Origin of the sequence: Bacillus thuringiensis, from assembly GCF_001182785.1 — a bacterium.
Taxonomy (GTDB): domain Bacteria; phylum Bacillota; class Bacilli; order Bacillales; family Bacillaceae_G; genus Bacillus_A; species Bacillus_A thuringiensis_S.
In genome coordinates, this window is record NZ_CP012099.1 from 5,224,093 (window position 1) to 5,239,455 (window position 15,363).

Sequence of the window (15,363 nt, forward strand, 5' to 3'; positions counted from 1 at the left end):
GAGCCCTTTTCCAATCTATATCTTAAATTGACTTGCCTTTCTGGAATGATTATACTTGGAAACGAACAGCACTAGATGTACAACAGCTATTATTAAGGTAATTCATAGTTAATTCTTCATGTAAATATTAACTATTCACGCCCTAAATTTAACACAAATTGCACAAATGAACACTTTATTAATACTATTAAAAATCGCCGATTCATACATAGTTTTTCTTCATCCTAAAACGATATCCAGAGATGAAGAATGTGGCAATTGCATTTAAGGAGGCTTATTTATTTAATGACTTCAGAAGTAAATAAAAGAACATTTTTCACTAAAAGCACACTTATTATTATTCCATTATTAATAATATGTGCATTTGCTTTTCATTACTTTTTCCTAAAATCAGACAGTGTATTTTCTAGTACGGGAGATGCATTATCACAATTCAGTTTCTTTACATTCCTTTTACAACACGCATTTAAAGATGGGAATTTATTTTGGTCTTGGGATTATGGATTAGGTGGAGATTTATTCGGAGAATTTAGTTATTACTATAGTACAGCACCATTTTTCTGGCTTACACTTCTACTTCCTAAACTAAATTTTGACCAAATCTTTGAGATGAAGCTATATATGAGTATTTTAAAAAGTACATTAGCGATGTTATTCATGTATGGTTCTTTACGTTATCACAATAAAACTATTTTTTCTTCTTTCATTTCTGCCATTATATATGGAGGATGTGTAACTTTCATTCGCCATTCTTTATTATGGGATTTCATGGCAGATGCTATAGTGTTTTTACCTTTAGTAATATGGGGATTAGATAAATATATTTTAGAGCGAAAAAAGGGATTATTCCTGTTTGCAACAGCACTTATGCTTGCATCAAATTTCTATTTCGCTTTCATTACTAGTATTTTTATCTATATTTATGCCTTTTTCCAATATTTCGCTACACAGCAGAACAAAACAATTAAAACATTTATAATTTATTATATTAGAATTGCTTTTCTATATGCTTTATCACTAGGTTTATCTGCTGTTTGCTTTATACCATCTGTAAATGGTGTATTTAGTTCCGATCGACTCGCTACAAAATTTACTATACCGTTATTTTTTGAAGATACGTTTTATAAAAACTTAATGGAAAGTATCTTTTTCATTAATAATACAGAGGATTATCAGCTTGCATTCCCTGTTTTCATCCTCTTCCTTATTACTAGCGCGCTTCTAATACGCAATAAACTTGTCACAAATAAATTGCTCTTTACTGGGTTTATGTTAGTGCTATATATGCTTCCATATACGTATTCCGTATTTAATGGCTTTTCTGCTATGCAATACAGATGGTTTTACTTATTTGCATTTGTGGTTGCGCAAACTGTCGCCTACATTCTAGATTGGATGCTGCTCCACAAAAAGAATGTCAATTCTTTAATAGGTCCTTTGCTAGCAACAGCATTATTTATTTACGCATTCTATAGAAAAGTAAATATAAACGCACAGCCGCTACAAACGATTGATAAAATTTTAATTTGCACTACTGTATTATCTATTATTACAATATTACTATGGCGCTATTTATCAAAAGTAGCCTTACAATGTTTCATTGTATTAAATGTACTCGTCAATGTAATATTTATTAATTACTTCTATTCAGATTTTGCTCTTAGTAAACACTTTAATCAAGCAGGCGTGACAAAAGAATCATTACATGGGCCAGGTCTTGATAATAAGGATGAAATTGACGCAATTCGTTATATACAAAATCAAGATAAAGATTTTTATCGAATTATCAATCCAAACAATAATTATAAAAATACGCCGATGTTGCAAGGTTATCATGGTACAAGTACTTATCAAAGCTTAGTCAATTATCATGTTCATGACTTTATGAAGAATAAGTACAATGTTTTTCAAGGATATGATAGCCCATCTATGTTCTTCCAGTTAGATAAACGATTATTCCTTGAGAACATGCTAGGGGTAAAATATTATGTACTAAGTGAAGGTGCTAATAAAACCGAAATTCCTTATGGCTATACGCATTTACAACAAGTAGGTCCTTACAACATTTATAAAAATGAATTTGCACTACCATTAGGCTATGTATACGAAGCTGGAATAAGTAATGAAGAATTTTCAAAACTTAATTTTGCTGAGAAAGATCAACTTTTATTAGATGCTGTAGTTGTAAATGATGTTGGAAGTCTTCCATTAAAACAATTTAATACAAAACAGCTAGATTCAAAACAAATTAAGATTAATGCAAATAAAATGAAGTGGGAAAATATAGAGAAAGAGAAAGATATACTCACTGTTCATGAAAATGGGCGTATAATAGTACCTATTGATAATAACGATATGTTAGGTGATCTTCTTGTTGAAATTAAAATTAGAAATATAAACAAGGAATCATTTGGAGTTACTGTGAATGACAAATCTATGATAAAAGGTAATGAGGATGGAGCTTATGCTTATCCGTTAGAAAGATTTGTTTACAACTTAGGAAAAGATGCGAAGCCAACCGAGCTAATCATTTCTATTCCTACTCCTGGTCAATATGAGTTGAAAGACTTACAAATCAACAGTACTAACTATCAGACTGTCCCTAAAAAAGTAAATACTTTAAAAGAAAATAGTCTACAAAACATTTACTATGAAGGTAACTCCTTAAAAGGTGAGATTAATTCCAATAAGGATGGATTACTATATTTATCGGTACCGTATAGTAAAGGATGGTCAATAAAAGTTGACGGTAAAGAAACGGAATTTACGAAGGCTAATTCCGCCTTTATTGGCGTTCCTATTTCTAAAGGGCAACATGTAGTTGAAATGAAATACGTCACACCTTATTTCAAAATGGGTCTCGTTATTTCTATCATTTCATTTATCATTTGCATCTCGCTTCTAGTTCTTGGAGATACGAAAAGATATTCAAAATTAAAAAATCGTTTTAAAAAAAGTTATTAAAATGAAGTGAAGTAAAAGTTGAAGATGATTGCTTCACTTTTACTTCATGCCCAGTTTAAAATTACACCTAAGGAGGTCCTAACATGACCCTTTCAATAGTAGTACCATGCTACAATGAGGAAAAGGTGCTTCGTGCCTTTTATTCAGAGACTTCTCTTGAAATTCATAAATTAACTACCGATTATGAATTTGTTTTTGTTAATGATGGTAGTAAAGATGATACCTTAAATATTTTACGTGATTTAGCTAGTGCAGATTCATCGGTACACTATATATCGTTTAGTCGAAACTTCGGAAAAGAAGCTGCAATGTTAGCAGGTTTAAAATATGCTACAGGCGATGCAATCGTTATTATGGATGCTGACTTACAACACCCTCCTACATTAATAAAAGAACTGTTAGAAGGATATAACGACGGCTACGACCAAGTCATTGCAAAAAGGACAAGAACTGGTGATTCACCCGTTCGCTCTTTCATCTCTCGTCTTTACTATAAAGTAATGAATAAATTTGTAGATATTGAATTAGTAGATGGTATTGGTGACTTTAGACTTTTAAGCCGAAGAGCAGTGGATTCTTTAGTATCTTTAAGTGAATACAACCGATTTTCGAAGGGCTTATTCTCTTGGATTGGTTATAACGAATTAATCATTGAATATGAAAATGTATTACGTTCTGATGGAGAAAGTAAATGGACCTTCTCGAAATTATTAAATTACGGAATTGATGGTGTAATTTCATTCAATAATAAACCGTTACGTCTATCTATATATCTTGGATTACTAACAACCATTTTTGGACTTTTATATGTAATCACTACGTTCGTTCAAATCATCCTTGGTGGTGTGGAAGTTCCTGGTTACTTTACTCTCATTTCCGCTATACTATTTATTGGCGGTATTCAACTCATATTCCTAGGGGTTATTGGTGAATATATCGGTCGTATTTATTATGAAACAAAACGTAGACCACATTTTATTGTAGCTGAAAAGAAAGTTAGTGAAGTTAAACAAAAGGCATAACAAAAAAGTTACTTCTATAGGTAGAAGTAACTTTTTTATATCCTAACATTTACACACCCTTTTTTTGCATAGATATAATCATTTCTTTTAGCCCATTATAATACGAAGTTTTTGGTATCTCCCCGATACACCTCTCATATTTCTCCCCGCTTAATACAACTGGTTTTTCCGTCAAATATAGCATTTCCACAAATTCTTTCATCTGCTTATCAAACATACCAATGAACTGGATCATTCCTCTTTTTACAGCTATTATTCGTTTGGTATATCCCGTTAATTCCCGTATGTGTTGAATCATTTCCTCACCTGTAATGACACCATAACCTGGTATGTTCCAATTTTGTCCATAGGCCTCATCATGTGAAGCTAATTCAACCATCGCTTTTGCACCATCTGGTGTAAAAATATATTCACGGGCAATCTTTTTATCTCCAACAAAGCTAGACATTTTATTTGCAAGTATTCCCTTTAATGTATGATGGACAAGTGTATTTTCTGCATTTGGACCATAAAAGTCTGGGAAATGAGCAATAAACATTCGTACATTAGCTTGTTTTGCCATCTCTTCAAGTTGTAAACGAATCTTCCCTTTCTTTGTTTGTGGTCTCTTTTTAGCATCTTCTTTTACAAGCCCTTCCCCTTGCCTTCCATACGCATAAATATTATCAACTATTCCTAGTTTGATACCGTAATGTTTCGATACCTCTAATATGTTTATTAATAATTTCTCTTGTTGTTTCTCCCAATCTGAATACGGAATATTTACAGCATGAAATATAATATCAACATCTTTAGCAGCATTCATTATATCCTCTTGTATAAATACGTCGCCTGCTACAACTTCTACATGTTTGTTCCCAGAAAATAATGCACCTAATCTCTCCTTATTTCTTGCAAAAGCAACTACATGAATCCCTCGGTCACATAATTCGTTTACAATTGCATAACCCATTGAACCAGAAGCACCTAATACTAAAGCCTTTTTCATTATAAATCCCCTCCCAAAATAATTAACCACCGTTCAATTAATGTTAAAAAGAAAATCACTTACATAAGAAGCGATTTTGAAATAAACTCTACATGTACTTTAGCCAAACCTTGTAGTTCTTCAAACGTTTGACCACTTCTGCAATAATGTGCTACAAATCCATGTAATGATAAAAAAACAGACCATATTATCATCGCATTTAATTTCCCATCACATAAAGAAGAAATAACCTTCGCAAATTTTTCATAGCTAACATTAGGACTATTTGCCAAACACTCTTTTAATTCGGCATCTTTAATTAAAAACATAATTTCATAATGACTCTGATTTCTTAGACCAAATTCAATAAAACCGAATAAAACTGCTCTTAGTTGCTCTTCTCTCGATAATTTTTGATTACAAATTTCATCTAACTTTTTATTTAATAATTGAAAATCCTGTTCCACCATTGCGTAAAATAGCTCTGCTTTGTTTTTAAAATGATAATAAATCGAACCATGGCTATATCCAAGTTCTGTTGCAATTTTGCGCATTGAAGTATGTTGATATCCTTGTGCTATAAATAGCCCCCTAGCTACATTCATAATCATTTCTCTTGTTAGTTCTTGTTTAACTGCTTTCCTTGGCGACATATTTCATACCTCACACATTTAATTAACCACTGTTCAATTATATTATATATTTTCAGAAAATTAATGCAACCCTTTTTTTGAAAAAATATACATTTTGAAATGATGGCATTATATGAAAGAATTTAGTATCATGATTCAAGGTACTATTTCAAGTTGGACGGAGGATACTATGAGCTTATTAACAGTTGAAAAATTAGGACATACATTTGGCGATCGTACATTATTTAAAGATGTATCTATGCGATTATTAGCAGGTGAGCACGTTGGATTAGTTGGTGCAAACGGTGTTGGTAAATCAACATTCATGAATATCATTACTGGTCAGCTTATTCATGACGAAGGTCGTGTAGAATGGACACCAGGCACACATTACGGTTACTTAGATCAGCATACGGTTTTAACACCTGGACGTACAATTCGTGACGTACTAGCGGATGCATTTTTACCGTTATTCGAAAAGGAAACAGCTTTAAATGAAGTTACAGAAAAAATGGGAACTGCTACACCAGAAGAACTAGAAGAACTTCTTGAACAAATGGCAGAAATACAAGATGCACTTGAAGCAGGCGGTTTCTATTTACTAGATATGAAAATTGAAGAGGCTGCACGTGGTCTTGGAATTGATGCTATTGGTTTAGATCGTGATGTTTCAGCACTAAGTGGTGGACAACGTACAAAAGTATTGCTTGCAAAGCTATTACTTGAACAACCAGAAGTGTTATTGCTTGATGAACCTACTAACTATTTAGACGTTGAACATATTCATTGGTTAACAACTTATTTAAAAGAATATCCACATGCATTCTTATTAATTTCTCATGATACAGAATTTATGAACAAATGTGTTGATGTTATTTTCCATCTAGAATTCACAAAAATGACGCGCTATACAGCGACATATGAAAAATTCCTAGAACTAGCAGAAATCAATAAAAATCAACATATAAACGCTTATGAAAAGCAGCGTGAGTTTATCAAAAAGCAAGAAGACTTCATTGCAAAGAACAAGGCTCGTTATTCAACGACAGGTCGTGCAAAGAGTCGTCAAAAACAACTTGATCGTATGGAACTTATTGATCGTCCGGAAACAGCAATTAAACCTGAATTCTCATTTAAAGAAAGTCGTGCAAGTAGTCGCTTCGTCTTTGAAGGTGAAAATGTAGAAATCGGATATACACATCCGCTACTACCAAAGCTATCAATGACAATTGAGCGTGGTGAAAAAATTGCTATTGTTGGATGTAATGGTGTTGGTAAATCAACGTTACTAAAAACAATCTTAGGTAAAATTAAACCTTTAAACGGTAAAACAAGTCTTGGTGACTTCTTAGAGCCTGCATACTTTGAGCAAGAAGTTAAAGCTGATAATATAACACCAATTGATGATGTATGGAATACATTCCCTGGCCTAGACCAACATCAAATTCGTGCGATGTTAGCAAAATGCGGATTAAAAAATGAACATATTTCTCGCCCATTAAGTCAATTAAGTGGTGGAGAACAAGCAAAAGTTCGTTTATGTAAGTTAATGGGTGAAGAAAGTAACTGGCTACTATTTGATGAGCCGACAAACCATCTTGATGTTACAGCAAAAGAAGAACTTAAGAAGGCTATGAAAGCATATAAAGGAACAATTCTCCTTGTATGTCACGAACCGGAATTCTATGAAGATTGGATCACAAAGGTTTGGGATGTTGAAAAATGGTCAGAAAAAAATAACTAAATTATTTCATATTGGTAAAAAAGCCGTTCCTAAAAATATTTAGGGACGGCCTTTTTTTATAAACAAGGATTTTTTATATCTCCCACAATATAAAAAATTAAATATGTTAATCATATCCTAGTTTTTTAATTATTACATTTCAATGATATTTTTGGTATTATTTAGATAAAATAGGAAAGGAATTAATTGAAATGGTATTTAGTAACCTTGTCTTTTTATGTTTATTTTTACCTGCCGTACTCTTAATTTATTATGCTGTACGCAAAGAACTACAAAATATAGTTTTATTATTTTTTAGTTTAGTATTTTATGCTTGGGGCGAACCCATTTATGTTTTCCTAATGCTGTTCTCTATCCTTGTTAACTATTGGTTTGGGATTTTATTAGGGAATAGTCGCTTCACAAATGGTCAAAGAAAATTATTACTAACGTTTGCAATTGTAATGAATACCGCTATTTTAGGATATTTTAAATATGCAAACTTTTTAGTAGATAATATTAACTCTATCTTACATACCAATATTGTTCTTGAAAAAATACCTTTACCAATTGGTATTTCATTTTTCACGTTCCATGCGATGAGTTATATTATCGATATTTATAAGAAAAAAGTCGATGCTCAACGAAATATCTTTGATTTGGCCTTATACTTTACTGTATTTCCACAGTTAGTAGCAGGACCAATTGTTCGTTATAATACAATTTCTCATCAATTACACGAGCGAACTGTTGATGCCGACAAATTCTCTGAAGGTGTCCGCCGATTTATTATTGGTTTAGGTAAAAAAGTTTTAATCGCTAACCAATTAGGTGTTATAGCCGATGAGATCTTCGCAATGAATCCTTCTGATATGAGTGTATCATTAGCTTGGATGGGAGCCATTGCCTATACGCTACAAATTTACTTTGATTTTTCTGGATATAGTGACATGGCAATTGGATTAGGAAAGATGTTTGGATTTGATTTTCTAGAAAACTTTAATTATCCATATATCTCAAAATCCATTTCTGAATTTTGGCGTCGTTGGCATATTTCGCTCGGTTCTTGGTTCCGTGATTATGTCTATATTCCACTTGGAGGAAATCGCGTTACAACTTGGAAAGTTTATCGTAACCTCTTCATTGTATGGGGACTAACCGGTTTTTGGCATGGTGCTAGTTGGACCTTTATGATTTGGGGTATTTATTATGGAGTTCTAATTGCACTTGAAAAAGCTGGACTCGAAAACCTACTTCAAAAATTATGGAGTCCTCTTCAACATATTTACGTGATGTTTTTAGTTATTATTGGATGGGTGTTTTTCCGTGCAGATAACTTCAGTTATTGCTTTGAATTCCTAAAATCCATGTTCGGATTTAACGGTCCGTTAACAGATATTAACAGTTACTTCTATATAATGAATTATTGGGGAATTTTCTTATTAGCTATTATTACTGCAGCACCCGTATTCCCATGGTTACAAAAAATGTTATCGACAAAAAGATTTGCTGTTTTATCGCCAGTATATTATTTAAGTATTCTAGTCATTGTTTTAGTATTCCTAACAAATGCAACTTATAATCCATTTATTTATTTCCGTTTTTAAAGGAGGTTCACTATGAAAAAGTTTCAAAACCTCACTTTAATAATGGGGTTCCTTACAGTTATTTTTGGGGTGGGTATTTGGACAGCAAAAGTTATCCTTATAGATAAAAAAACATTTTCTGAATTTGAAAACAGAAACTTAGCAATTAGACCTGCTGTAAATGCTTCTACCATAAAAACTGGAGAGTTATTCAAAGGTATCGAAACACACTTTACAGACCATGTTGGACCTAGGGATCTCTTTCTTGAAAGCTATATAAAATTCCAACTCTCTATGAATCGAACATTCGTAAACAACATTCATGTTACAAACGATCAATTCATTTTTAATAGACCTAATATGGAAAATCATTTAAATGATGTTGATGCTGGTGTTCAGGAATTAAACACTTTGAAAAAAGATTTTCCACAAACAGAATTCTATTTCTCTTTAGTTCCTAGTAAGCAGACAGCGTTACAGTATAAGCTTCCCTCTTACCTAAATCTTGGTTACGAACAAATTCTTAGGGATCACCTTGCTGAGAAATTGACAGCAACGAAATTCCCTATTATTGATGTATTACCAATGTTTAAAGAAAGATTTACTAACGAAAAACTAGAACGAATGTATTTAACTACAGATCATCATTGGAATATGGAAGGTGCCTTTTATGCATATGAGGATACGATGAACTTTATTAATTCTCATTCAAACAAATATAAAGGACAACCAATAAAGAAAGACAACTACACTATTAACTGGGAAAAACCGAAAGGAAAGTTTGTTGGTAGCTGGAATAATCAATTATACCGCTTAATCGATACTTCATCCGTACAAATTCCATATGTCCACTATAATTTCGGTGAATCTTGGGACGACTACACAGTTTACTATGGTGCTATTAAAGATGATACCGCTAAGGAATCAATGACTCAGTTTTATGGAAAAGAAAAAGATATTCCTGCTCCTGGATATGCTAATGTTTATCAAACAGATTTCCCTGAAATAAATATCATTAATACAAAGGCGGACAATGAGTTACACCTTGTTATCTTAAAAGATTCGTATGCTGATGCTACATATCCTTTATTTGCACATAATTTTGCTAAAACAACTTTTATTGACCCTCGTTACACGCAAGGAAAAAGTGTGAAGCAGCAACTAGAAGAACAAAATGCAGATATTGTATTGTTTATATACAACGACACCAACGCTTATGGTGACATGTATAAATTTCAAAATGTAAAATAAAAACTATTTTCAAATTTAATCAGTGGGAATGAACCCCCACTGATTAAAGCCTTAATTTATATAGTAATATCGAGCTAATCTCAATCTAAAATCCTTCAAATCATTATACGCTTCTAAATTCGCTAACATCCCTCGAATAACTGGAATCCTTGGATTCGGCACTCTCATTTCGGATTCTAAAACATCTAAAGTAACTAAAACCTCATCATTTTCTAGTTGGTCTGCTAATGTTCGTTTTAATATAATAATTTCATTTAAAAAATGCTCTTTCACTTGTTCTTTAATAAGCTCTGAGCTACAAAAAAACTCTCCCATTTTTTCTTCATTTAAAACAGGCCCTTCTGAAGATTCTAGAAGCCCTTCTACTAAATCGTCTACTCTTTTTAAAATAAATGAAGCAACATGAGCGAAATCAATTTCTGGTTCATTTAAAATAATTAATTGTAAATAACCATGGCATATACCTTCTACCATAATTACTAAATCTAATAAATATGGACTGACCTTTTCACCATAAATAGACAGTAAGCTACCTCGATAAAATGCATGAGATTCTAACTTCATCCGTAGCATAAACTCTTCTACTTCTTTATTAAACGGAATGGCATTTTCTCTTGCATGCATAATAATAAATTCTTTATGTTTTTGCACATCAGTAAACTGAAAGTATAATTGCTTTTCAAATTTTTCACGTGGTAGTAAAGACTCTTTTTCAATATCCAGCATTTTCTTTTGGATTTTGTCATAATAATATCGAAGCGTCGCTAATAAAAGCTCATCTTTTGATTTAAAATACAAATAAAAAGCTCCCTTTGAAATACCACAAGTGGTGACGATTTCTTGTACCGACGTTGCATTTACACCCTTATTCGCAAACAACTTCATAGCCGATTCTATAATTAAACGCTCTTTTTCTTTCATATCTTCTCTCCTAAATTTAATCTCGCATCTTATTATAAATGTATTATACCATCTCTTTTTATTGACGTTTGACCGAATGGTCAGTTATATTATGTATTAGACTGACCATTCGGTCAATATAATAAAAAGGGAGCGCAAACATGAACAAAATCATCAATTTCTCATTAAAAAATAAGTTCGCAGTTTGGCTACTAACCATTATTGTTACTATTGCAGGGATCTACTCTGGACTCAATATGAAGCTGGAAACAATTCCTGATATTACAACACCGATTGTGACAGTAACTACGGTCTATCCTGGTGCTACACCAGAAGAAGTAGCTGATAAAGTTTCAAAGCCGATGGAAGAACAACTACAAAATTTAAGCGGTGTTAACGTTGTGAGCTCATCATCTTTTCAAAACGCATCTTCTATTCAAGTAGAATACGATTTTGATAAAAATATGGAAAAAGCAGAAACGGAAATTAAAGAGGCTCTCACGAATGTGAAACTCCCAGAAGGTGTTAAAGATCCTAAAGTTTCACGAGTAAACTTCAATGCTTTTCCTGTTATTTCGTTAAGCGTAGCAAGCAAGAATGAATCTTTAGCTACCTTAACTGAAAATGTAGAGAAAAATGTTGTACCAGGATTAAAAGGACTTGATGGTGTTGCATCTGTTCAAATTGCAGGTCAACAAGTAGATGAAGTACAGCTCGTCTTCAAGAAAGATAAAATGAAAGAATTAGGACTAAGTGAAGATACTGTAAAAAATGTGATTAAGGGATCGGACGTATCTTTACCACTTGGCTTATACACGTTTAAAGACACGGAAAAATCAGTTGTTGTAGATGGCAATATTACAACAATTAAAGCGTTAAAAGAAATCAAAATCCCAGCTATACCTTCATCACCTAACAGTCAAGGTAGTCAAAATGCTGGCGCTGGTGCACAAACGCCGCAAATGAATCCAGCTGCTATGAACGGAATTCCAACAGTTACATTAGACGAAATTGCTGACATTAAAGAAGTTGGGAAAGCAGAATCCATTTCTCGAACAAATGGAAAAGAAGCAATTGGAATTCAAATTGTGAAGGCCTCTGATGCAAATACAGTTGATGTTGTAAATGCAGTAAAAGATAAAGTAAAAGATCTTGAGAAAAAATATAAAGATTTAGAGATCATTTCAACATTCGACCAAGGTGCACCTATTGAAAAATCAGTTGAAACAATGCTGAGCAAAGCAATTTTCGGCGCTATCTTTGCGATTGTTATTATTATGCTGTTCCTACGAAATATTCGAACAACGTTAATCTCTGTCGTTTCAATACCACTTTCTTTATTAATTGCTGTTTTAGTCATAAAGCAAATGGATATTACGCTTAACATTATGACGCTTGGAGCAATGACAGTGGCTATAGGCCGTGTTGTTGATGACTCAATTGTTGTTATTGAAAATATTTACCGACGTATGTCGTTATCAGAAGAGAAATTGCGCGGAAAAGATTTAATTCGTGAAGCTACGAAAGAAATGTTTATCCCTATTATGTCTTCTACCATTGTGACAATCGCTGTATTCTTACCTCTAGGACTTGTAAAAGGTATGATTGGTGAAATGTTCTTACCATTTGCCTTAACTATCGTCTTCGCTTTATTAGCGTCGTTACTAGTGGCTGTTACAATCGTACCAATGCTTGCTCATTCCTTATTTAAGAAAGAAAGCATGAGAGAAAAAGAGGTACATCATGAAGAGAAACCGAGCAAATTAGCAAATGGGTATAAACGTATACTTGAATGGGCTTTAAATCACAAAATTATTACATCTAGTATTGCTGTCCTTCTATTAGTTGGTAGTCTCGCACTTGTGCCCGTTATCGGTGTAAGTTTCTTACCTTCTGAAGAAGAAAAAATGATTATCGCAACATACAAACCTGAACCAGGTCAAACATTAGAAGACGTTGAAAAAATTGCAACGAAAGCTGAAAAGCACTTCCAAGATAATAAAGACGTGAAAACAATTCAGTTCTCATTAGGTGGAGAGAACCCAATGAGCCCTGGTCAAACAAATCAAGCTATGTTCTTCGTTCAATATGATAACGACACGAAAAACTTCGAAAAAGAAAAAGAACAAGTCGTTAAAGATTTACAGAAGATGTCTGGCAAAGGTGAATGGAAAAACCAAGACTTCGGAGCAAGTGGCGGTAGTAATGAAATTAAACTATACGTTTACGGAGATAGCTCAGAAGACATTAAGCCTGTCGTAAAAGATATTCAAAATATCATGAAGAAAAATAAAGACTTAAAAGATATAGATTCTAGTATTGCAAAAACATATGCAGAGTACACTTTAGTCGCAGATCAAGAAAAGCTAAGTAAAATGGGCTTAACGGCTGCTCAAATTGGAATGGGACTTTCTAATCAACATGACCGCCCTGTTCTGACAACTATTAAAAAAGACGGTAAAGATATCAATGTATATGTAGAAGCTGAAAAACAAAATTATGAAACAATCGATGACTTAACAAATCGCAAAATTACAACACCACTTGGTAATGAAGTAGCTGTGAAAGATGTTATGACTGTAAAAGAAGGTGAAACATCGAATACAGTAACACACCGAGATGGCCGTGTTTATGCAGAGGTTAGTGCAAAATTAACATCTGATGACGTTTCAAAAGCATCTGCTGCAGTCCAAAAAGAAGTAGATAAAATGGATCTTCCTTCTGGTGTAGATGTTTCTATGGGCGGTGTTACTAAAGATATTCAAGAATCATTCAAGCAACTTGGCCTAGCGATGTTAGCTGCGATTGCCATTGTATACTTCGTTCTTGTCGTTACATTTGGCGGTGCCCTTGCACCATTCGCAATTTTATTCTCGCTACCATTCACAATTATTGGGGCTCTTGTTGCCTTATTAATCTCTGGTGAAACATTAAGTGTATCTGCAATGATTGGGGCGCTTATGTTAATCGGTATCGTTGTAACAAACGCAATCGTGCTTATCGACCGCGTTATTCATAAAGAAAATGAAGGTTTATCAACACGTGAAGCTTTATTAGAAGCTGGTGCAACACGCCTTCGTCCGATTTTAATGACTGCAATTGCAACAATCGGGGCTCTTATCCCGCTTGCATTAGGATTTGAAGGTAGCGGCTTAATTTCTAAAGGACTTGGTGTAACGGTAATTGGTGGATTAACAAGTTCAACATTATTAACACTTCTTATTGTTCCAATCGTTTATGAAGTATTAAGCAAATTTAAAAAGAAAAAAACAAAATAGCAAAAAAATAACCTCGCTAACTGCGAGGTTATTTTTTATTCCCAAACAAGATTAAGAAATCACCGTATCCTTCTTTTTCTAACTCCCCTTTCGGGATAAATCGAAGAGCTGCGGAATTAATACAGTAACGAAGTCCATTCGGTCCTGGACCATCTGGAAATACGTGTCCAAGATGTGAATCTCCTTCTTTACTTCTCACTTCTGTACGTGTCATATTATGACTCACATCCATCTTTTCTTTCACACTTGCTGACATAACTGGTTTTGTAAAACTAGGCCATCCACATCCACTATCAAATTTATCTAGAGAAGTAAACAACGGCTCACCTGAAACGATGTCTACATAAAGACCTTCCTCTTTATGGTTCCAATACTCATTTCGAAATGGTGGTTCTGTACCATTTTCCTGCGTTACATAAAACTGCATCTCATTGAGTTTTTCTTTTAAATGAGCATTATCCTTTGGCCAATGTTGCTTAATAAAAGCATCTCGTCCTGAGCCTTTACGATATAACTCATAACGGAATGTATTTTTCTTATGATATCCTTGATGATATTCTTCAGCTGGATAAAATGTAGCTGCTGGCAATATTTTTGTCGCAATTGGTTTTGAAAAGCGCCCACTCTGCTCAAGTTCTTCTTTTGAGGCTTCTGCTTTTTTATGTTGTTCTTCATTATGATAAAAAATCACTGTTTCATAAGACTGTCCGCGGTCGTGGAATTGTCCTCCAATATCGGTAGGATCAATTTGTCTCCAATATATATGTAACAATTCCTCATACGGCATTTTGTTTGCATCAAATGTAATTTGTACCGCTTCATAATGTCCTGTTGTTTCTGAGCACACTTCTTTATACGTTGGGTCCTCTTTATGACCGCCTGTATAACCTGAAACAACTTGTATAATTCCCTCCATCTCTTCAAATGGAGAAACCATACACCAGAAACACCCTCCAGCAAATGTAGCCACTTCTACCTTTTCATTTACAGCCATTACTTCACCCCTATTCTATATTCTCCTTACAGTATGGCATAAGAAA

At 33.5% G+C, this 15,363-nt stretch carries 10 protein-coding genes; 6 read left to right on the forward strand and 4 right to left on the reverse strand.

The features are described from left to right. Window positions 1–285 precede the first annotated feature (285 nt). Both AC241_RS26965 and AC241_RS26970 read left to right on the forward strand, forming a co-directional pair. On the forward strand, window positions 286–2,964 hold the full coding sequence (locus tag AC241_RS26965; RefSeq protein WP_050844770.1) for a YfhO family protein: 2,679 nt from the start codon (window positions 286–288) through the stop codon (window positions 2,962–2,964). Between the two features lie 83 nt (window positions 2,965–3,047). Beyond that, complete coding sequence (locus AC241_RS26970; protein ID WP_016079572.1) at window positions 3,048–3,986, forward strand: glycosyltransferase family 2 protein; 939 nt, start codon at window positions 3,048–3,050, stop codon at window positions 3,984–3,986. 49 nt (window positions 3,987–4,035) lie between these two features. On the opposite strand, the gene AC241_RS26975 is transcribed toward AC241_RS26970, so the two are convergent. Together AC241_RS26975 and AC241_RS26980 are read right to left on the reverse strand one after the other, a co-directional pair. Beyond that, window positions 4,036–4,974: an SDR family NAD(P)-dependent oxidoreductase gene (locus AC241_RS26975; RefSeq protein ID WP_016079571.1), complete on the reverse strand. Its 939-nt coding sequence runs from the start codon at window positions 4,972–4,974 to the stop codon at window positions 4,036–4,038. A gap of 59 nt (window positions 4,975–5,033) precedes the next feature. Continuing rightward, window positions 5,034–5,606, reverse strand: coding sequence for a TetR/AcrR family transcriptional regulator (locus tag AC241_RS26980; RefSeq protein WP_000074955.1), 573 nt, complete (start codon window positions 5,604–5,606; stop codon window positions 5,034–5,036). Window positions 5,607–5,775: 169 nt separating this feature from the next. Here AC241_RS26980 and AC241_RS26985 point away from each other — a divergent pair, with 169 nt between their 5' ends. From AC241_RS26985 to AC241_RS26995, 3 genes are all read left to right on the forward strand, one after another. Beyond that, entirely contained in the window at window positions 5,776–7,329 is a 1,554-nt protein-coding gene (locus AC241_RS26985; RefSeq protein ID WP_016079570.1) for an ABC-F family ATP-binding cassette domain-containing protein, read from the forward strand. Between the two features lie 191 nt (window positions 7,330–7,520). Further along, the gene (locus AC241_RS26990; RefSeq protein ID WP_016079569.1) at window positions 7,521–8,915 is read left to right on the forward strand and encodes an MBOAT family O-acyltransferase; all 1,395 of its coding nucleotides are present in this window, start codon (window positions 7,521–7,523) and stop codon (window positions 8,913–8,915) included. A gap of 12 nt (window positions 8,916–8,927) precedes the next feature. Beyond that, window positions 8,928–10,145, forward strand: coding sequence for an alginate O-acetyltransferase AlgX-related protein (locus tag AC241_RS26995; RefSeq protein WP_050844771.1), 1,218 nt, complete (start codon window positions 8,928–8,930; stop codon window positions 10,143–10,145). Window positions 10,146–10,196: 51 nt separating this feature from the next. On the opposite strand, the gene AC241_RS27000 is transcribed toward AC241_RS26995, so the two are convergent. Beyond that, a complete protein-coding gene (locus AC241_RS27000; protein WP_016079567.1) occupies window positions 10,197–11,066 on the reverse strand; it encodes a TetR/AcrR family transcriptional regulator in 870 nt (289 codons plus the stop codon). A gap of 140 nt (window positions 11,067–11,206) precedes the next feature. On the opposite strand from AC241_RS27000, the gene AC241_RS27005 reads away from it, so the two are divergent. Next, a complete protein-coding gene (locus tag AC241_RS27005) occupies window positions 11,207–14,323 on the forward strand; it encodes an efflux RND transporter permease subunit (RefSeq protein WP_050844773.1) in 3,117 nt (1,038 codons plus the stop codon). A gap of 28 nt (window positions 14,324–14,351) precedes the next feature. Here AC241_RS27005 and msrB read toward each other — a convergent pair whose 3' ends face one another. Beyond that, window positions 14,352–15,317, reverse strand: a complete 966-nt coding sequence (gene msrB, locus AC241_RS27010) for a peptide-methionine (R)-S-oxide reductase MsrB (protein ID WP_016079565.1) — start codon at window positions 15,315–15,317, stop codon at window positions 14,352–14,354. Window positions 15,318–15,363 lie beyond the last annotated feature (46 nt).